At 68.9% G+C, this 18,833-nt stretch carries 21 protein-coding genes; 12 read left to right on the top strand and 9 right to left on the bottom strand.

The annotated features are described in order from the left end of the window. Positions 1-14 precede the first annotated feature (14 nt). Positions 15-383, bottom strand: coding sequence for an MmcQ/YjbR family DNA-binding protein (locus G5T42_RS08530; RefSeq protein WP_165127671.1), 369 nt, complete (start codon positions 381-383; stop codon positions 15-17). Between the two features lie 65 nt (positions 384-448). Between G5T42_RS08530 and G5T42_RS17895 the strand changes: the two genes are divergently transcribed. Further along, a complete protein-coding gene (locus G5T42_RS17895; RefSeq protein ID WP_277601739.1) occupies positions 449-574 on the top strand; it encodes a hypothetical protein in 126 nt (41 codons plus the stop codon). On the opposite strand, the gene G5T42_RS08535 is transcribed toward G5T42_RS17895, so the two are convergent. Then, positions 558-1,136 (bottom strand): hypothetical protein, encoded by a 579-nt coding sequence (locus G5T42_RS08535; RefSeq protein ID WP_165127673.1) that lies wholly within the window; start codon positions 1,134-1,136, stop codon positions 558-560. The two genes, G5T42_RS17895 and G5T42_RS08535, sit on opposite strands and share 17 nt — an antisense overlap. 165 nt (positions 1,137-1,301) lie before the next feature. Here G5T42_RS08535 and G5T42_RS08540 point away from each other — a divergent pair, with 165 nt between their 5' ends. The 5 genes from G5T42_RS08540 to mmsB all read left to right on the top strand — a co-directional run bounded on the left by G5T42_RS08540 (position 1,302) and on the right by mmsB (position 7,276). Then, the gene (locus G5T42_RS08540) at positions 1,302-2,315 is read left to right on the top strand and encodes a LacI family DNA-binding transcriptional regulator (protein ID WP_165127675.1); all 1,014 of its coding nucleotides are present in this window, start codon (positions 1,302-1,304) and stop codon (positions 2,313-2,315) included. A 129-nt stretch (positions 2,316-2,444) separates the two neighbouring features. Further along, positions 2,445-3,251 carry a class II aldolase/adducin family protein gene (locus G5T42_RS08545; RefSeq protein WP_165127677.1) on the top strand — a complete coding sequence of 269 codons (807 nt, stop codon included), beginning with the start codon at positions 2,445-2,447 and terminating at the stop codon, positions 3,249-3,251. Between the two features lie 11 nt (positions 3,252-3,262). Next, positions 3,263-4,393, top strand: coding sequence for a multiple monosaccharide ABC transporter substrate-binding protein (gene chvE / locus G5T42_RS08550; RefSeq protein ID WP_165127679.1), 1,131 nt, complete (start codon positions 3,263-3,265; stop codon positions 4,391-4,393). A gap of 104 nt (positions 4,394-4,497) precedes the next feature. Then, a complete protein-coding gene (mmsA, locus tag G5T42_RS08555) occupies positions 4,498-6,024 on the top strand; it encodes a multiple monosaccharide ABC transporter ATP-binding protein (RefSeq protein WP_165127681.1) in 1,527 nt (508 codons plus the stop codon). Between the two features lie 22 nt (positions 6,025-6,046). After that, entirely contained in the window at positions 6,047-7,276 is a 1,230-nt protein-coding gene (gene mmsB / locus G5T42_RS08560) for a multiple monosaccharide ABC transporter permease (protein WP_165127683.1), read from the top strand. A gap of 114 nt (positions 7,277-7,390) precedes the next feature. Here mmsB and G5T42_RS08565 read toward each other — a convergent pair whose 3' ends face one another. The 4 genes from G5T42_RS08565 to G5T42_RS08580 all read right to left on the bottom strand — a co-directional run bounded on the left by G5T42_RS08565 (position 7,391) and on the right by G5T42_RS08580 (position 12,483). Then, positions 7,391-10,228, bottom strand: a complete 2,838-nt coding sequence (locus G5T42_RS08565; RefSeq protein WP_165127685.1) for a right-handed parallel beta-helix repeat-containing protein — start codon at positions 10,226-10,228, stop codon at positions 7,391-7,393. A 1-nt stretch (position 10,229) separates the two neighbouring features. Then, entirely contained in the window at positions 10,230-11,429 is a 1,200-nt protein-coding gene (locus G5T42_RS08570) for a hypothetical protein (protein WP_165127687.1), read from the bottom strand. Positions 11,430-11,603: 174 nt separating this feature from the next. Then, on the bottom strand, positions 11,604-12,011 hold the full coding sequence (locus G5T42_RS08575; RefSeq protein WP_165127689.1) for a hypothetical protein: 408 nt from the start codon (positions 12,009-12,011) through the stop codon (positions 11,604-11,606). A 136-nt stretch (positions 12,012-12,147) separates the two neighbouring features. Next, positions 12,148-12,483, bottom strand: a complete 336-nt coding sequence (locus tag G5T42_RS08580) for a hypothetical protein (protein WP_165127691.1) — start codon at positions 12,481-12,483, stop codon at positions 12,148-12,150. A 173-nt stretch (positions 12,484-12,656) separates the two neighbouring features. Here G5T42_RS08580 and G5T42_RS08585 point away from each other — a divergent pair, with 173 nt between their 5' ends. Continuing rightward, positions 12,657-13,100, top strand: a complete 444-nt coding sequence (locus tag G5T42_RS08585) for a MarR family winged helix-turn-helix transcriptional regulator (RefSeq protein ID WP_165127693.1) — start codon at positions 12,657-12,659, stop codon at positions 13,098-13,100. Between the two features lie 30 nt (positions 13,101-13,130). Here the strand turns inward: G5T42_RS08585 and G5T42_RS08590 are convergent, their stop codons facing one another. Continuing rightward, a complete protein-coding gene (locus tag G5T42_RS08590; RefSeq protein ID WP_165127695.1) occupies positions 13,131-13,475 on the bottom strand; it encodes a hypothetical protein in 345 nt (114 codons plus the stop codon). A 177-nt stretch (positions 13,476-13,652) separates the two neighbouring features. Between G5T42_RS08590 and G5T42_RS08595 the strand changes: the two genes are divergently transcribed. The 5 genes from G5T42_RS08595 to G5T42_RS08615 all read left to right on the top strand — a co-directional run bounded on the left by G5T42_RS08595 (position 13,653) and on the right by G5T42_RS08615 (position 16,962). Then, positions 13,653-14,345, top strand: a complete 693-nt coding sequence (locus G5T42_RS08595) for a phosphatase PAP2 family protein (RefSeq protein ID WP_165127697.1) — start codon at positions 13,653-13,655, stop codon at positions 14,343-14,345. Positions 14,346-14,407: 62 nt separating this feature from the next. Then, complete coding sequence (locus tag G5T42_RS08600; RefSeq protein WP_165127699.1) at positions 14,408-15,211, top strand: DUF1206 domain-containing protein; 804 nt, start codon at positions 14,408-14,410, stop codon at positions 15,209-15,211. A 173-nt stretch (positions 15,212-15,384) separates the two neighbouring features. Further along, complete coding sequence (locus G5T42_RS08605) at positions 15,385-15,663, top strand: GlsB/YeaQ/YmgE family stress response membrane protein (RefSeq protein WP_165127701.1); 279 nt, start codon at positions 15,385-15,387, stop codon at positions 15,661-15,663. Positions 15,664-15,771: 108 nt separating this feature from the next. Continuing rightward, entirely contained in the window at positions 15,772-16,473 is a 702-nt protein-coding gene (locus tag G5T42_RS08610; RefSeq protein ID WP_165127703.1) for an SDR family oxidoreductase, read from the top strand. 9 nt (positions 16,474-16,482) lie between these two features. Continuing rightward, positions 16,483-16,962, top strand: coding sequence for an ATP-dependent endonuclease (locus tag G5T42_RS08615; RefSeq protein ID WP_165127705.1), 480 nt, complete (start codon positions 16,483-16,485; stop codon positions 16,960-16,962). Positions 16,963-17,053: 91 nt separating this feature from the next. Here G5T42_RS08615 and G5T42_RS08620 read toward each other — a convergent pair whose 3' ends face one another. Both G5T42_RS08620 and G5T42_RS08625 read right to left on the bottom strand, forming a co-directional pair. Continuing rightward, positions 17,054-17,812 (bottom strand): SDR family oxidoreductase, encoded by a 759-nt coding sequence (locus tag G5T42_RS08620; protein ID WP_165127707.1) that lies wholly within the window; start codon positions 17,810-17,812, stop codon positions 17,054-17,056. Further along, positions 17,809-18,669, bottom strand: a complete 861-nt coding sequence (locus tag G5T42_RS08625; protein ID WP_165127709.1) for a fumarylacetoacetate hydrolase family protein — start codon at positions 18,667-18,669, stop codon at positions 17,809-17,811. Before G5T42_RS08625 ends, G5T42_RS08620 begins: the two co-directional genes overlap by 4 nt. Positions 18,670-18,833 lie beyond the last annotated feature (164 nt).

Genomic DNA, 18,833 nt, shown 5'->3' on the forward strand with positions numbered 1-18,833 from the left:
GACTGCGAGAGCCGTCAGTCCTCCGCGCTGAGCGTCTCCTGCACCTTCCGGGGGAGGCCGGCGACGACGAGCTCGTACGATCGGTCGATCGCTTCGCGAAGCTCGTCATCCGGGATGCCTCCGCCCGCGTCGAGGACGTTCCACCCCGACCTGCCGATGTAGCGCGACACGCGCGCATGGTCGGGATAGCGGGCGAGCCAGTCGTCCGCCTCGTCGCGGGTCGTCGCAGCCTTGATGCCGATCGAGGTCCCGTCGCCGTAGAAGACGAAGATCTTGCCGCGCTCGCCGGGACCGACCTTGAAGACCAGGTCGTCCTCCCATGGCCGGTCCTCCCACGCTCCGGGCTTCGCCGCACAGTACGAGTGGATCTCATCAGGGGTCATCGCATCAGTATCCCGCCGCGGACGCCGTGGGCAAGGGGAGGGGTCGCGGCAACTATGCTCGGTGCATGCCTCCCGAGGAGAACCGCCCCCGCGTGAGCCCTGCCCGCATCGGGATCTGGATCGTCGTGGGCGGGATCGGGGTCTACATGGTGGTCTCGGGCCTCATCGCCGCGCTCACGTCGGGCGGCTGAGACCGCGCCCGGGCTCCTCACCGGGCGCGGTTCGCCGTGGCGGGGTGTCGGAGAGCGCCAGCAGGAAGCGGGCGATCTGCTCCGCCGTCGCCGAGAGCTCGGGCCCGTGCCCGAACCGCCAGACGGCGTCGGTCGCTCTGACCGTGTGGCCCTTGATGGCCGCGCGCCGGTCGAAGGGGCCGGATGTCGCGGCGTAGAGCGCGACGGACCCGAGAGTCAGCGGCTCGACGCCGGCAGCGACGCCGAGCTCGTCGGCGAGGACGAGCAGCGCACGGACCGCACGGCTGAGCGCCGCGATGCTGCGCTTCCTGCCGGTGCGCACGTCGGATGCGAGCCCGCCGAGATCATCGACCGCGAAGGCAGCGGCATCCTTCTCGGACAGTAGAGCGGATGCCTCGGCGAAGCCCCGGGCCAGCTCGTCGCCCCGCTCGACGGGCGCCGCCAGGGCGAGCTGGAGCGCACGCTCGACGACGAGGGCCACGTCCTGACGGCGATCGCTCGTCGCGGCGGCTTCTTCGCCGGTGCGTCGCTGACTGAGCGGGAGGTACTTCGAGAAGTCCACGGTGCCATCCTAGGAATGTGACGATGTGACAGGCGCGGCGGAGACCCTCCGGCGGTCCGGGCGTTTCGTGTGACTGTCACATGGCGCGAACGAGCCGGAATGCGCATCGGCGGCCGGAGTGTGCCACGCTGTGTGTGACCGTACACATTCCACGATGGAAATGAAATGAGCGAAGACGCCGCGGTGCGCCGACCGAGCATCCGAGATGTCGCACGGCTGGCCGACGTGTCGTACCAAACCGTGTCGCGGGTGCTCAACAACCACCCGAGCGTGCGGCCCGAGACGCGCGAGCGCGTGCTGCAGGTCATGAGCGACCTCCAGTATCGCCCCAACCTCGCCGCGCGCGCCCTCGTCACCAGTCGCTCGCACACCATCGGCATCCTGGCGGCGGCGAGCTCGATGTACGGCCCGGCGTCGAGCATCGCCGCGATCGAGGCCGCGGCGCGCACGCGCGGCTACTGGGTCAGCACGGCGAACATCGACCCGTCGGATCCGACCTCCATCCCGGAGGGTCTTGCCCACCTCATGGCGCAGTCGATCGAGGGACTCGTCGTCATCGCGCCGCAGGTGCGCGTCGTCCGTGCGCTCGCCTCGCAGCCGCTCGAAGTGCCGTACGTGACGCTGCAGTCGACCGACCTCGACGTCGACCACATGCTGTCGGTCGACCAGCTCGCGGGGGCCCGCCTCGCGACGAAACACCTGATCAGCCTGGGTCATCGCGGGATCTACCACCTCGCCGGCCCGCAGGACTGGATCGAGGCCGAGGCGCGGATGCGCGGCTTCCTCGCCGAGATGAGCGCCAACGACGTCCCCACGACCGCGCCGATCCTTGGGGACTGGACGGCCGAGTTCGGGTATTACGCGGGGCGGGAGCTGCTGCAGGTGCGCGACTTCACCGCGGTCTTCTCGTCGAACGACCAGATGGCCCTGGGCTTCATGCACGCCGTCCGCGACGAGGGCCTCGACGTCCCGCGCGACATCAGCATCGTCGGGTTCGACGACATCCCCGAGGCGGCGCACTTCTGGCCCCCGCTGACGACGGTGCGGCAGGACTTCGCCGAACTCGGACGCCGGTGCGTCGAGCTTCTGCTGGGCCGCGCCGAGGCTGACGCCGAGCCGGCGCCCGCGACGATCGTCCCCGAGCTGATCGTGCGCAGGTCGACGGGTCTCCCCGGCTGACCCGCACCCGGCCGTTACGAAGCCGAGACCATTCTCAGTTGACACGGCGTTCGATCGGCTGGCTATAGTGTCTCGATGTGAACGGTCACACGCCGTCACGTGAACAGCATCCAACGAGGGAGTCGCACGGTGGCGCAGGGCAGGGGCACCGAGCTTCGCGAGGACTACGTCAGCGGAGTCCGCACCGAGGTAACGACGGCCCGCGTACGCGCCGACGTCGCGACTCTGCACGGTGAACTGCTGATCAGCGGACTGGCCCTCGCCGTCGGCGGTGCCCTCTCGGCCCGCATCCCGGGCGCCGACCTCTTCGTCGTGACTCCCGCCGACGTGCCCTTTGCGGCGGTCGGCCCCGAGAACCTCGTGCTGTGCGACCTCGACGGCGCCGTCGTGACGGGCACCCCGGGCAGCGACCTGTTGCCGCACCCGTCGTCGCAGGCGCACGCTCACGTGTACCGCCGCATGCCGGCCATCGGCGCCATCGCGCAGCTGCATTCGACCTACGCGACAGCTTGGGCCGCCCGGGCCGAGCCGATCCCCTGCGCATTCGCGGTCGCGGCCGAGGAGTTCGGCGGACCGGTCCCGGTCGGCCCCTATGCGGGGACGGATGACGAAGCGCTCGGCCGCGCGGTCGTGGAGGTTCTCGAGGGCCAGCGGTCGCGTGCCGTGCTCCTCGAGCAGCAGGGGCCGGTCACCGTCGGCGCGACCCCCCGGGAGGCGGCGATGCACGCAGCCCTGCTCGAAGACGTCGCCCGCGTCGCGCATGTGACGCGCGATGGGGGCGCGGCGACGCCGCTGCCGCAGGCCGAGATCGATCGCCTGTGGGAGAGCCGCCGGGCACGCGGCGACGCGCCGACGCCCGGTACCCCTGCCGTCGGCAGCCCCAAGCAGAAGAGACGACAACTGAATATCGACACCAAGACGAAGACGTCACGATGAAAGGAACCACAGTGAAGGCAAAGAAGTTCGTGTTCGCCGCGCTCGCGGCGGGCGCGCTGATGCTGTCGGCATGTGCCGGAGGCGGCGCAGGCGGAAGCGGCGACAGCGGTGACGGCGGCGGAGACGGCGGCCTGATCGGCGTCGCGATGCCGACCAAGAGCTCGGAGCGCTGGATCCAGGACGGCGACGCCGTCAAGGCTGCGCTCGAGGACGCCGGCTACCAGGTCGACCTGCAGTACGCCGAGGACGACATCCCCACCCAGGTGTCGCAGATCGAGAACATGATCACGAAGGGCGCCGAGGCGCTCATCGTCGCCTCGATCGACGGCACGACGCTTTCGGAGGTGCTTCAGACCGCCAAGGACAGCGACATCCCGGTCATCGCCTACGACCGCCTCATCCGCGACAGCGAGAACGTCGACTACTACGCGACGTTCGACAACTTCCTCGTCGGCCAGCAGCAAGCCTGGACGATCCTCAACGGCCTCGGTCTCACCGAGCTCGACGGGACCGCCAAGGCCGACGCTCCGGCGGGCCCCTTCAACATCGAGCTCTTCGCCGGCTCGCTCGACGACAACAACGCGTTCTTCTTCTTCAACGGCGCGATGGACGTCCTGCAGCCGCTGATCGACGACGGAACGCTCGTCGTGAAGTCGGGCCAGACCGACATCGAGCAGGCCGCCACGCTCCGCTGGGACGGCGAGACCGCGCAGAGCCGCATGGAGGACATCCTCACGGCGAACTACTCCGACGGCACGAAGGTCGACGCGGTGCTCTCGCCGTACGACGGCATCTCGCGGGGCATCATCTCGGCCCTCACCGACGCCGGCTACTCGACGGGTGAGGACTGGCCGGTCATCTCGGGTCAGGACGCCGAGGTCGACTCCGTCAAGGCGATCCTCTCGGGCGAGCAGTACGCCACGATCTTCAAGGACACGCGTGAGCTCGCCAAGGTCGCGGCCGGCATGGCCGTCTCGCTTCTCCAGGGCGACGAGCCCGAGGTGAACGACACCGAGACGTACGACAACGGCGTCAAGGTCGTCCCGTCGTACCTGCTCAAGCCGGTCCAGGTCGTCAAGGACAACGTCGAGTCGGCGCTCGTCGACACCGGCTACTGGACGAAGGAGGACCTCGGCCTCTGAGCCGAGGCATCCGCCCGAATCCCCGGCGGCGGCGAGGAGTGCCTCCCCGCCGCCGCCGGCACCACTAACCTGCACCTGTCAGCCCTACGAGGAAGTCGGCGAACGTGAGCAACACGATTCTCGAGATGCGCGGCATCACGAAGACCTTTCCCGGCGTCAAGGCACTCTCGAACGTCAACTTCGAGGTGCAGCGCGGCGAGATCCATGCGATCTGCGGCGAGAACGGCGCCGGCAAATCCACACTGATGAAGGTGCTGTCGGGCGTCTACCCGCACGGCACCTACGACGGCCAGATCATCTACGCCGGCGAAGAGGTCGAGTTCCGGAACCTCAACGACAGCGAGGCCAAGGGCATCGTCATCATCCATCAGGAGCTGGCTCTCAGCCCGTACCTGTCGATCGCCGAGAACATCTTCCTCAACAACGAGCGCACCTCCGGCGGCCTCATCGACTGGAACAAGACGAACTTCGAGGCGGGGGAGCTGCTCAAGCGCGTCGGCCTGCGCGACAACCCGACCACGAAGATCAATCAGATCGGCGTCGGCAAGCAGCAGCTCGTCGAGATCGCGAAGGCCCTGTCGAAGGAGGTCAAGCTCCTCATCCTCGACGAGCCGACGGCCGCTCTGAACGACGAGGACTCCGACCACCTGCTCGACCTGATCCTGAGCCTGCGGGACCAGGGCATCACGTCGATCATCATCAGCCACAAGCTCAACGAGATCAAGAAGGTCGCCGACACCGTCACGGTCATCCGCGACGGCAAGACGATCGAGACGATCTCGAAGGCCGACGTCACCGAAGACCGCATCATCAAGGACATGGTCGGCCGCGACCTCGAGCACCGCTATCCCGACCACGAGCCCCAGATCGGCGAGGAGCTGCTTCGCGTCGAGGACTGGACCGCGCATCATCCGCAGGACCCGACGCGCGTCGTCGTCGACAACGTGTCGCTCACCGTTCGCGCCGGTGAGATCGTCGGCATCGCCGGCCTCATGGGCGCCGGCCGCACCGAGTTCGCGATGAGCCTCTTCGGCCACAGCTACGGCTCGCGCATCTCGGGAAGGGTCTTCATGCGCGGCAAGGAGATCAAGACCCGCACCGTCGCCGAGGCGATCGACAACGGGATCGCCTACGCGACCGAGGACCGGAAGACCTTCGGGCTGAACCTCATCGAGGACATCAAGCGGAACATCTCGATGGCCTCACTCGGGCGGCTCACCAAGGGCGGCCTCGTCGACGACAACGAGGAGTACAAGGTCGCGAACGACTATCGGCGCAGCATGAACATCAAGGCGCCGAACGTGCTCGTGAAGACGGGGAAGCTGTCGGGCGGCAACCAGCAGAAGGTCGTGCTGTCGAAGTGGATCTACTCCGACCCCGACGTCCTCATCCTCGACGAGCCCACCCGCGGGATCGACGTCGGCGCGAAGTACGAGATCTACACGATCATCAATCAGCTCGCGGCATCCGGTAAGGGGATCATCGTCATCTCCTCCGAGCTGCCCGAGCTCCTGGGGATCTCGGACCGCGTCTACGCCCTCTCGGAGGGCCGCATCACCGGCGAGCTCCCCATCGAGGAAGCGACTCCCGAAACCGTCCTCAAGCTCATGACCATGGAGAAGCCGCGCTGACCCGCGCGCAGGAGTGATCAACATGACACAGACATCCACCAGCGACACGGCCGTCGGAGCGAACGTCAACCCGCCCGACAACAAGTTCACCAACTGGCTCAGCCACGTCCTCGCCGACCTCGGCAAGAACGGCATCTTCATCGCGCTGATCGCCGTCGTCGCGCTGTTCGCGTTTCTGACCAACGGGATCATCCTGCGGCCGCAGAACATCTCGAACCTCGTCGTCCAGAACGGCTACATCCTCGTCCTCGCGATCGGCATGGTCATGGTGATCATCGCCGGGCACATCGACCTCTCGGTCGGCTCGGTCGCCGCGTTCGTCGGGGCGTGCTCGGGAGTCTTCGCCACGCAATGGGGTCTCCCGTGGTGGCTGTCGATCCTGCTCTCGCTCGCCATCGGCGCCCTCGTCGGCGCCTGGCAGGGCTTCTGGGTGGCGTTCGCGGGCATCCCGGCCTTCATCGTGACCCTCGCGGGCATGCTCATCTTCCGCGGGCTCGCGCTCGTCGTGCTCGGCAACCAGAACATCGGCTCGTTCCCCACCGAGTACCGGGCGCTGGGCAACGGATTCCTCACCGGCATCTTCGGCGAGAGCGACCCCGACCTCTTCACGCTGCTGATCGGTGCGGTCGGGATCGTGGCCCTCGTGGTCCAGCAGCTGCGCACGCGTCGCGGCCGCCAGAAGTACGGCCAGGAGGTCGAGCCCTTCACGTGGTTCATCATCAAGCTCGTGCTCGTCGCTGCCGTCATCGCATGGTTCACGTGGGCGCTCGCGTCATACAAGGGCATCCCCGTGACGCTCATCATCCTGGCGATCCTGATCCTCGTGTACGGCGTGGTCATGAACCGCACCGTGTTCGGACGCCATATCTATGCGATCGGCGGCAACCGTCACGCCGCCGAGCTCTCGGGCATCAAGACGCGCCGCGTCGACTTCTGGCTGTTCGTCAACATGGGCTTCCTCGCAGCGCTCGCCGGGCTCATCTTCACGGCGCGACTCAACCTCGCCGGGCCCAAGGCCGGTGACGGCTTCGAGCTCGAGGCCATCTCGGCTGCCTTCATCGGCGGCGCGGCTGTCCAGGGCGGCGTCGGCACGATCGGCGGCGCGATCATCGGTGGTCTCATCATCGGCGTCCTGAACAACGGCATGTCGATCATGGGCATCGGCATCGAGTGGCAGCAGGCCGTGAAGGGCCTGGTGCTCCTGCTCGCCGTGGCCTTCGACGTCTACAACAAGCGACGCTCGGGCGTCTGACACTCAGCGAGAGAAGGGCCCGCCGCGTTCCGAGGAACCCGGCGGGCCCTTCCTCCTTCACAGGGGTGCGGATGCCACGCACCCGCGCCCGCGTGCGCAATCGCCGTCGTCAGGTCAGATGGCGCCGGCGTGGGCGCCGGGCTCGCCCGCGGGAGCATCCGTCGCCAGTTTCAGCGCCGCCGCAACCGGATAGACAGGGCAGTAGAGCGGCGCGCCCGACTCGGCGGCGGGCTCGTCCTTCGCCTCGAGCGCCTCGCGAGCGCGGCCGAGGTCGGCGAGCAGATCGGCGACCGAGGGCTCGCCCGTCGTCGAGGCCGGTTCGTCGCCCGCCGGCGCCGCCTCCGGGGGTGCCGCCGCAATCGAGACGCCCAGTGCCGCCGCGGCTGCATCGAGTCCGTCCTTCGGCATCGCGGCCGCGAGCGCCGAGAGCCGGCCGACCGCTTCGCGGGCGAAGGCGGGGTCGACCGGTATCGCCGGCAGCTCGAACCGCGTCCCCGACTGGACGCCGAAGGGCGCGTCGAGAAGCACCCGATCGCGATTGGCCGCATCGACGAGCACGCTTCCGCCGTCGTAGATGTCGCCGTACAGGTTCGCCGCGAGCACGTTGTCCTCGAGGAGCACGTTCTGCCCCGGCATCCCGGTCCGGATCGCGATGCTGTCCGCGAAGGCGAGGACATTGGACGTCACGCTCAGGATGCCTCGGCCCGACACCTCGAGCAGGCAGCCGCTGGTCGACTGACCCGTCGATGCGCGGCCCGTCGGGTCGGCCGCGAAGAGCGCCGTGTTCGACCGCACGATCCATGGTCCGGCGCCCGGGATCTGGAGCCGGACGGCGGTGCCGCTCGTGTTGACCACGACGTTGTCCTCGAACACCCCGAAGGCTGCGCTGAGGTTCACCCCGCCGTTCGCGGCATTCATGAAGACGCAGTGGCGCACCGTGATGCCACCGCTTCCGCCGCGGAGGTCCACGAGCGTGGCGGACTGGGACTGACCGGCTTCGAGGGCGCCGGCATCCGTGTAGGTGTTGTACGTCGACCCGTCGAAGACGAAACCGTCCAGGATGAGACCCGCGGCGGAATCGGCGACGGTCAGGATCGGCTCGCCGAAGATTCCTTTCGCCTTGGTCTCTGCGGGAAGGACGAACCGGACGGGATGCCGCCACGGGTCGCGAGTGGTGAACTCCGCGTCCCACCCGCCCAGCAGCTCGAGGTCGGGGAGGGGGATCTGCCACGTGCCGGAGCGGAGTCGTCCGCTGTACTCTCCCTCTGCGACGAGGATCCGGTCGCCTGGAGCAGCCACCTCGAGCGCCTTGAACAGGTCTTTCCAGGGCGCTTCGCGGCTCCCGTCGCCGTCGGCGGCACCCGCCCGCACGAACCAGTCGCGGCCCGTGGGGCGCACGGCCGTCGGCAGCGTGAGGTCGATGAAGGGTGCGATCGAGTCGACCACGATCGTGGCCGGCTGTCGCCCGTCCGGTGCCACATCGGTGCGATACGTGCCTCGCACCAGATAGGTCGATTCGACATCGAGACCGCGAGAATAGCGCGTGGCTTCCTCGGTCTGGTGGTGCGCGAGACCGAAGCGCGGAGCGAGCGCCCACCACGGGCTGTCGTCGCTTCCCGGCCGGTAGAGCGCCACGCCGACGTGGGACTCCGACAGCGCTGGGATCAGCTGGGTGTTCTGGTCGACTCCGATCCCGGCACGCACTTCGACCGGCGCGTTCGAGCGCGCGGGGTCCGCCGCCGCGAGCGGGGTCCAGTCGATCGCCTGATAGGCGGGAGCGGGGCGCGGTTCGCTGAACGGCGCCGGCACGGGCGGTTCGGCCGGGTGGCTGCCCTGTGCCGCCGTGATCGTGACCGCGAGCACTTCGCTGGGCGAGAGGCGCCGCATGATGGGCCGCTGGGCGTCGCTGTCGAGCGCTTCGGGCAGCTCGGCCAGGCCCACCGCAGCGCGCAGAGCGTTGAGTGCGGGAATCGGCGGTCGGGCGTACGTCGCGGCGGTGTCGAGCGTGTACCCGTCGAGCCACGCGGTCGGCAGGCCGCTCAGTTGCGGGTCACCGACCGAGTTCCCGGAAGCCGAGCGAAGCCCGACGTCGTCGAGGTCTCCGACGTACTCCTCGGTGATCTCGGCCTCGGCGCCCGAGGCGCGGCTGCGCACGACGTCGCGGAGCGTCGCGAAGAACAGATTGCGGTCGACGCCGATCTGCCCGACGTCGCTCAGGCAGGCGATGGCGGCGTTGCCGCAAGCGACGAAGACGTTGTCGGCGATCGTCGCCGCGCCGTCGACCCGCACGCCCGCGGCTCTGTCGCCGCCAGAGCCGCGCGGGGGGTCGGTGTCGTCGTGGGCGAAGAGGAAGCTGTTGCGGCTGACAGTGGCCGGCGCCTCGGGCGGTGCTCCGCGCAGATTCAGGAGGGCGAGTCCCGCGCAGTTGATGAGCAGGTTGTCCTCGAACACGGCCCCCGAGCCGCCGAGCTCGATCGCCCCCGCGCTCGCGTTCGCGAAGACGCACCCCCGCACCGTGATGCGCTCGGCGTTGAGGCTGACGAGGGGTCCGTCGCCGTGCGAAGCCCGTTCGAGGCCGCCCGCGTCGTCGTAGTCGTCCCGCCCGGACCCGTCGAAGAAGAGACCGTCCAGGACGAGGCCGGCGTGGTCGCCGACCCCCGAGAGCATGTTGGACTCGGTCGCCACCCGCAGCGCGGACCGCGCTGCGAGGACCGTCGGGGTGCGCCATGGCGTCCGCGCGGCGAAGTCGGCCGAGTAGCCCCCGAGCACCGTCAGCTCCGGGCAGTCGACGACCCACGACGACCGCTCGAGCCGGCCGGTGTACGTTCCGGCCGCGATGTGGACAGTGTCCCCTGGTGTCGCCGCCCGCAGGGCGAGCCAGGGGTCGTGGAAGGGATGCTGCCTGCTGCCGTCGCCGGTCGTCGCCGCGGCGGCCACGAAGAGATCGGTCATCTCACGACTTCTTCACTTCTTCGTCCGCTTCCTTCGTCTTCTGGAAGAGCGCGTCCCAGCCCGTCCGCAGGATCAGCTTCGTCTGCTCGAGCGTCGCCACCGCGGTCTGCTTGTAGTCGCCGTCGGCGAGGTCGGCCACATAGTCGGTCTCGCTGGCGAGCAGGTCCTCGAGGGAGTCGAACGTCGATCTCAGCTCATCCGTGAATTTCTGCAGCGCAGCGGGATCGTCGGTCAGCTGGGCGAAGGCCTTCGAGCTCTGCTCGATGAACGTGGGGTACAGCTCGTCGTAGAGCCGCGCGGACTGCTCCTTGGCCGCTACGGCCCGCGGCTCCAGTCCGTCGTCGATGACGTGATCGGCGAGCTCCTCCCAATCCGCGGCGCGATAGTCGCCCGACTGGCCGATCCCGGCCCAGCTCTCCGCCGCGTCCGAGCCGCGCGCGAGGAGCTGGTCGATCCATCCTTCGTCGAGCTGCTCGCGGGCGTCCGTCAGAAGCTTGATGTTGGCGAGCACGGTCTGCTTCGCCGCGCGCTTGTCCCTGGCCGCCTGGTACATCTCCGCCGCGGCCTTCTCCCACGCCTGGATCGCCTCCGTCGCGGCATCCTTCGCAGCCCGGTCCTGCATGAAGAAGACGACGAGCCGCGCGAAGGCGGTGGGCAGCTGGGTGTACTTCACGACGAGGCCCTTGGCCGTTTCGCTGACGCCGCCGAAGTTCTTCTCGAGCACCCGCTGCACGATGGCGTCGCTGCTGAGCGCCTGCTTCAAGTCCTCCTCGCACTTCTTGATGATCGCGAGATCGGTCTCGAGCACCTTTCCCATGAGGGTCGCGACATCGGGAACGTCGAGCTTGGCAACCTCGGCCCAGATCTTGCGCTCGCCAGCGAGGAAGTCACCCGGGCCGACGGCCTCCATCCGCTCCTCGGCGGACAGTGCGTTCGCCTCGCTGTCCTCGAGGATCGATGTCATGTCCTCCTCGAGCCGGTCCAGCAGCGCCTCTGCCTGCACGCAGTTCGTCGCCCAGCGGTCCCGAAGCCCGTCGTAGCCCGGCGCCTCCAGCTTGTCGAGCATCTCCTCGAAGAGCTTCTCGCGATCCGTGTCGAAGCGTTCGAGCAGCTCGAGCACGCGGTCGAAGATGTCCTCCTCGAACCCGGTGTCGCGCATGCGCTGCTCGACAAGCTCCCGCGCGTCGTCGACGTCTTCCATGGGCGGCCACCTCCGGTGCACGAGCCGGATGGGACACGCTCACCGAGCATTGCCGACCCGGCGGCAAGCCTCCCCTGCGAGTCATGCTAACGGGCCGCGGTCGCGGAGGGTATGGCATCTGAGGAGCGCGATGATGCGTCTGCCCGGAGCCGAGGCGGCGGAACCGCAAGACGATCAGGTCCGGGATGTCACGGGTCGTGGTGCGCGCAGGACGAGGAACGCCGTCACCGCGAGCACGACGATCCCGATCGACTCGATGACGACGGTCTGCGGGACGAGTGTGAAGTCCCACGTCTCGGTGATTCCGAAGAGTCCCACGGTCAGCGCGAGGAGAAGGGCGCCGAGGCTCGCGATGAGGAAGAGCAGCCCCAGCACCGTCGCGACCTGCAGCAGCCTGCCTCGCAAGGCCACCACGGCGACTGCCAGCACGATGCCCGCGATGCCGTTCAGGATGAACATCACCCCGAGGATGCCTCCGACGCCGTTCAACGCGAGGTAGAGGTGGATGCCGCCCGCGACGACGAGGAAGAGAGCGCTCAGGATGCGCATGACCCAGAGCGCGCGTGAACTGTTTTCGGCCATGACCTTCACCGGCTTCCGATCCGTGGCCCGTTGCAGGGGCCTTCTGGAGAGACACGAGCCCGGCGGCGTCAGGGTTCACATCTTCCGGAATCGACGAAGGGCCGGTCCGTGAGGACCAGCCCTTCATCGGTGCGGCTCAGGCGGCCGAGGGGATTGCCTGCCGTTCGATCTCCAGCCAGTCGTTCATGTCGATCGTCAGGCCCGCAGTCGAGTTCGCGAGCCGGCTGAACTCCTGGAGCAGGGCGGGCTGGAGCTGTTCGGGCTCCTCCCTGCTGAAGACGAATCGCAGCGGGATGGACTCCTGGAGCCAGAGGGCGGATCGGCCCCGAGGTTCTGCCAGGTCGTGGCGCCACGTGAGGGTGAAGCTCTCACGGCGGCGCAGCTTGGTCGTGATGACGACCTTGAGATGAGCGAGGAGTGCGTCGGGCACCTCGATGCCGTGTTCATCATCGCCGTAGTACAGGCAGCCCATGAGGGCCTCCTTCGGTCGGAATGGGGGTCACCGACGCGGGGTGCGCCGCTGCTTCCGGATGTGGGGAGGGTAACACGAAAGTTCACTGATTTAAATAGTTGAGTGAATTATCCGATGCTTGAGATAAATGGGGGTAAACTGCCGCTAATCGGGCTCTCGGGGAGTACTGCAAAATGACTGACGAAGTGGTGGTGCCGGGCCTGCGACGAGCCCTGACGGACTATGTCCGCGCCCGTTCCGCCGCGCTCGGAGCCGCGCGCCGAGCCCTCGGCATCGGGGAGGGCGATGCCAACGCCCTCCTGCACATCGCCGCACATCCGGGCATCCGTCCCACCCATCTGCGCGAGCACTTGGGGATCACTGCGGCGGGCATCACCGCCCTCATCGACCGTCTGGTCGAGCGCGGAGCCGTGCGACGCGACGTCGATCCCACCGATCGCCGCGTCAACCGCATCAGCCTCACGATCGACATCGGGGAGGAGCCGTGGGTGCAGCTCACGCGCTTCGACGACGACTTCGATGTCGCGCTCCTGGATGCGGATGAGGTCGAGACGCTGCGATTCGCGGAACTGCTCGACACGCTCACCGCCGTCACGGTGGGCCGCGGCGAGCGCTGACCCGCCGATTCGTCCGCCTCGAGGCCTGAGTCAGGGCGTGTCCGCGCGGGGGAAGTCGGCCGACTTTTCCTCGAGGAACCGGCAGAGCGTCCCGACCATCGCCAGCTCCGCGGCGAGCGCGTGCACGCCTTCCGCGTCGAGGACGACCGGCTCCTCCCTCGGCTCCATCGTCACCACCCAGTGGGCCGAGTAGGGCCCGTCGGGCTGCAGGTAGGTGATCGTCGACGTGTTCGCGAACCGCACGCCGACGAGTCCCGTGTCGGCGCCGTCGTCGCCGTCCTGCTGCATGACTTTGAGCGAACCCGTTATCGGGTGCCCCAGAGCGCGGAACTCATCCAGCCAGCCCTCAAGCGTCTGCTGGCTCCGAAACGGCATCACCATCGCTCCTGACCGTGTGTCCGACCGTCATGCAGCAAATGTACGCGGTAGCCCCGGAAATGTGGGTGCGGCGATCCACATGCCGAAAGACGGGCGCGTCAAGCGGATCTCGGATCTTGCGAGGTTCTGCGACGATCGTTCCATGGGTCAGCCTCACATCCCGCTCGCAGCCGCATGACCACCGACGCTCAGGAGCAGAGCGCCGAGCTCCAGGCCATCCGCGACGTGGACGCTCGTCGCGCGCTCGTCCTCACGGTCTCGATCGCCGCGACCGTCGCCTTCGTCGTCCTGCGCCTCGTCGTCGCCCTCAGCGGCCACAGCCCTCTACCCGTCGACGAGTGGTGGCACAACCTCATGGTGGCGACCGAGACGGATGTCGGGATCGTCGTCGCGTGGGTGCCCGCCATCGTCGGCGGGACGATCGGCATGATCGTGATCGGCATCCTGATCGTGCTCCTCCTGTGGTGGCGAAGAGGCAGGGGGGATGCCGCGAACATGGCGTGCGCGATCGTGCTCGTCGTCGCGATCGGGGCGCCGATGGCGTCCATCATCGCCCGCTCGCGCCCGAACGACTCGCTCGCCGAGAGCGTGGCGACCTCGTTCCCCTCGGGGCATACCGCCGTTGCGACGACCGTCGTCGTGACGCTCGGGCTCCTGCTGCGGCGCTGGTACGTCTGGGTGGTGGGCGCCGCCTGGGTGCTGCTCATGATGTGGAGCCGCACCTATCTGCACGCCCACTGGCTGAGCGATGTCATCGCCGGGATGCTGGAGGGCCTGGCCGTCGCGGGCCTGGTGTGGTGCGCGGTCGAGGCCCTGCGAGATCGCAGAGCCGTGCGCTCCGACGAACCGGCCCCCACGGAGTCGTGAGCACGCCGACCGCTCTCGTCAAGCCATACCTCGTGCGGTCGTAGCTGGATACTCTTCCGCGCATGGACAACACCCCCCAAGCCGCTGCCCGGGCGGCACAAGACTCGACAGCCTTCCGCGTGGCGGCGCGCATCGGCTACGTCGTGCTCGGCATCCTCCACCTCGTCATCGGCGGCATCGCCATCTCGATCGCCACGGGAGGCGGAGGCGAGGCCGACCAGGGCGGAGCCATGGAGCAGATCCAGAAGGCGCCCGCGGGCATCTTCGTGCTGTGGCTCGTCGTGCTGGGCCTGACGGCCCTCGCCGCCTGGCAGGTCGGCGAGGCCCTGGTCGAGCGCAATCCCGACACGAAGAAGAAGTGGGGATACCGGCTCAAGTATCTCGGGACCGCCGTCATCTACCTCGCGATCGCCTTCACCGCCCTCGTGTACGCGCTGGGCGGGCAGTCGGACTCGTCCGAGTCGACGCAGTCGTTCAGCGCACAACTGATGGCGAACCCCGCCGGTGTCGTGCTCGTCGCGGTGCTGGGTCTCGGTGTGGCCGCGCTCGGGGTCGCTTTCATCATCCGCGGCATCCGGCGCGCCTTCGAGAAGTACCTGGCCCTTCCCCCGAACGCCGCGCGTCGCGGAATCGTCACGCTCGGAGTCGTCGGCTATGTCGCCAAGGGCATCGCCATCGGGATCACCGGCATCCTCTTCATCGTCGCGGCGCTGACGCACGATCCTGAGACCGCGGGGGGCCTCGACGGCGCCCTCCACGCCCTGGCGGCCCTGCCGTTCGGAACGGTGCTCCTCTGGATCGTCGGTGCCGGTCTCGCCCTGTACGGCATCTTCTGCGTCGCCCGCGCGCGGTACACGCGGATGTGACGACGGATGCCGGCGCCCGCGCCGCGCGGATGATAGCGCTCGCCTCGGCTCCTGTACACCCCCAAACCGATCTCCGGTCCGGATCCGAAGCGCACTGCTAGCTTGGCTCCACCCCCCGCGCCGGACCCGCCGGCGCCGACCAACCTCGTATCCACGGAGGAAGGAAGAACATCATGCTCTGGACCATTCTCGGACTCATCATCATCGGACTCATCGCCGGACTCATCGCGCGTGCCGTCATCCCCGGCAAGCAGAACATCGGCATCTTGATGACGATCGTCCTCGGCATCGTCGGCTCGTTCGTCGGAGGCTTCCTCGGCTTCCTGATCTTCCGCGCCGACCCCGCTGGCGGCTTCCTGCAGCCCGCGGGCATCATCGGCTCGATCATCGGAGCGATCATCGTCCTCGGCATCTACGTGGCCGTCACGCGCCGCCGCAGCATCACGCGGTAACCCCCGACCGGCGGCGTTCCACGCCGACAGTCCTCTCGCCCAGCGGGCGTCCTCCGGGACGGCCGCTGGGCGAGTTCTTTTCGCCGACGCGCACGGAAGAATGGACGGATGCCTCACACCCACGTGGTCACGGGAGCCGGGTCCGGCATCGGCGCGGCCATCGCCCGGCGACTCGCCGATCGCGGTGATCGGCTCATCCTCGTCGCCCGCGACGCGCTACGAGCCGCCGAGCTCGCCGAGCAGTTCGGGGCATCCGCGAGCGTCGCGGCCGATCTGCGGCATCCCGAGTCCCTCGCCGCCGCCTTCGCGAACGCCGGACTGCCCGACGAGATCGACTCGGTCGTGCACGCCGCCGGCGTCGTGGACCTCGGGGCGGTGGCCGAGCTCCCGGTCGAGGCGTGGTCGTCGCAGCTGGCCGTCAATCTCGTCTCGGCGGCCGAGATCACACGCCTGCTTCTGCCGGCGCTCCGGGCGGCTCGTGGGCAGGTCGTCTTCCTCAACTCCGGTGCGGGCCTGACGGCTCATCCGTCATGGGCCGCGTACGCGGCCTCGAAGCACGGTCTGAAGGCGCTCGCCGACGCCCTCCGCGGTGAGGAGGCGCCGCACGGGGTGCGCGTCACGACGGTGTACCCCGGCCGTGCTGCGACGCCGATGCAGGCCAAGGTGCACGAGCAGGAGGGGCAGGAGTACGACCCCTCGCGGTTCATCGATCCGGAGTCGGTCGCGACGGCGGTCCTGACGGCACTCGATCTGCCCCGTGACGCCGTCATCAGCGACCTGACGGTGCGCCCCGGGCCTCGGCCGAAGTAGGTTCCCGCGATGACCGTCGTCCTCGTCGAGGGCGAGAGCGATCGGGTCGCTCTCGAGGTCATCGCACGCCGCACGGGATCCGTCGTTCCGACCGTGCTCGCGGTGGGCGGGTCGAAGGGCGCGCGGCGGGCCGCCGCAGAGCTTCCGTACGGCTCGATCGTCGGTCTCGTGGACGCGCCAGAGCGGGCCGATTTCGAGCGGGTGCTCGAGGTCGTCTTCGTGTGCGATCCCGACCTCGAGGGCGAGTTCGTGCGCGCGCTCGGAGTCGCGGGTGTCGAGGCGGTGATCGCCGCACAGGGCGAGCTCGAGTCGTTCCGTCGACTGCAGCGCCAGCCGTTCCAACGCGGCCGCCCCGTCGAGGCGCAGCTCGCGCGCTTCTTCGGCGGCCGCAGCGGCAACAAGAGCCGCTACGCCCGGCTCCTCGCCGAGTCGGTCCCGCTCGATCGCATCCCCGCGCCGATCACGGGGGTCCTGGACGCCAGCCGTTGAGGCCTCATGCGCGAGGCTCATCGCGGGATCGCGCGTACCGCCCCCCGGCCGGATCAGCGCACGTCGCCGGGCCGCTCAGCCGGACGGCGACCTATTCCGGTGCCCGAAGGCGGAGGCTCGCCATGCCGCCGTCGACCGCGAGCGCCGTCCCGGCGGTCGACCCGGAGGCGGGGCTCGCGAGGTAGGCGATGGCGAGGGCGACCTCGTGCGGCGAGACGAGGCGGCCGTGGGGCTGGCGCGCCTCCAGGGCGGCACGCTCGGCGGCCGGGTCGTCGGCCGCGTCGAGGAGCCGCTGCACCCACGGTGTGGCAGCCGTTCCCGGGTTCACGCAGTTGACGCGGACCCCTTCCCGCAGGTGGTCGGCGGCCATGGCGAGGGTGAGCGACTGCAGCGCGCCCTTCGTCGCCGAGTACAGCGCCCGCTGCGGCAGCCCGGTCGTCGCGGCGACCGACGCCACGTTGACGATCGCGGCGGAGGGCGACCGGCGCAGGTGCGGCAGGGCGGCCCGCGACACGCGGACGGCTCCCAGCACATTGACGTCGTAGACGCGGTGCCACTCCTCGTCCGAATTGCGCGAGACATCGCCTTGCGCGCCGATGCCGGCGTTGTTGACCACGATGTCGAGGCGGCCGAGGGCGTCGACGACCCGAGCGACGCCCGCCCGCACGCTCTCGTCGGACGATACATCGGCTCCGATCCGGAGGACGCCCTCGGGGGCGCCGGCGGGATCGAGGTCGAACACCGCCACCCGCGCGCCCCGGTCCAGGAGGACCCGCGCGACTTCGGCCCCGATGCCCGACGCGCCGCCGGTGATGATCGCGACGAGCCCGTCGAATTCGCCGGCGGTCATCGGACGCCTCCGAACCCGACGAACTCCTGACGCTGCCGCCCGAGGCCGTCGATCTCGAGCTCGACGACATCGCCGGGGGCGAGATAGGGGAACCGGCCCGACAGCGCCACCCCTTCGGGCGTGCCGGTCAGTACGACGTCGCCCGGATCGAGCGTCATGAACTGGCTGAGGTGATGGACGATGTAGGCGACGTCGAAGATCATGTCGGCGGTGCTGGAGTCCTGACGGGGCTCCCCGTTGACGAAGCTGCGCAGCCCGAGGCGGCTCGGGTCGATCTCGTCCGCCGTCACGAGCCACGGTCCCAGCGGGCTGAATCCCGGTGAGACCTTCCCTTTGCTCCACTGTCCGCCCGAGAGCTCGAGCTGGAACTCGCGCTCCGACACATCGTTCGCGATGAAGTAGCCCCCGACGTGGCCGAGCGCCTCCTCGGGGGTGGCCAGGTAGGAGGCGCGCGACCCGATGACGACCCCGAGCTCGACCTCCCAGTCCGTCTTCGTGCTGTTCCTCGGAATCGTCACGGCGTCGTCGGGACCGACGACGGTGTTGGGCACCTTGAGGAAGATGACAGGCGCCGCGGGAGGCTGAACCCCGGACTCGGCGGCGTGGGCGGCGTAGTTGAGCCCGACGCAGACGAGGGCACCCGGTCGCGCGAGCGGAGCGCCGATACGGAGGCGGTCCGCATCCTCGACGAGCGGCAGCCGGCCGGCGGCCAGGGCTTCGGCGATGCGCCCGGGTGCTCCCGAGGTCCAGAATCCAGCATCGATGTCGTCGACGAGCGAGGTGATGCTGAATGCCTGGTCGTCGACGAGGACGACCGGACGCTCCTGTCCCTCGGGTCCGAGCCTTGCGAACTTCATGGGGTTCCTTCCGCCCGAGATCGATCTCTCACCAGTGCGATGATCCTGTGCGCTTACGTGGGAGCAGCGCGATCCCTCCATCTTGGTGGCGCAGCGGCCCCTCGTGCATTGCGCATCCCGCGGGACTGGGCCAGGATGACGCGATTCGCCGACCGTCGACCTCA

Source organism: Microbacterium sp. 4R-513, assembly GCF_011046485.1.
GTDB lineage: Bacteria > Actinomycetota > Actinomycetes > Actinomycetales > Microbacteriaceae > Microbacterium.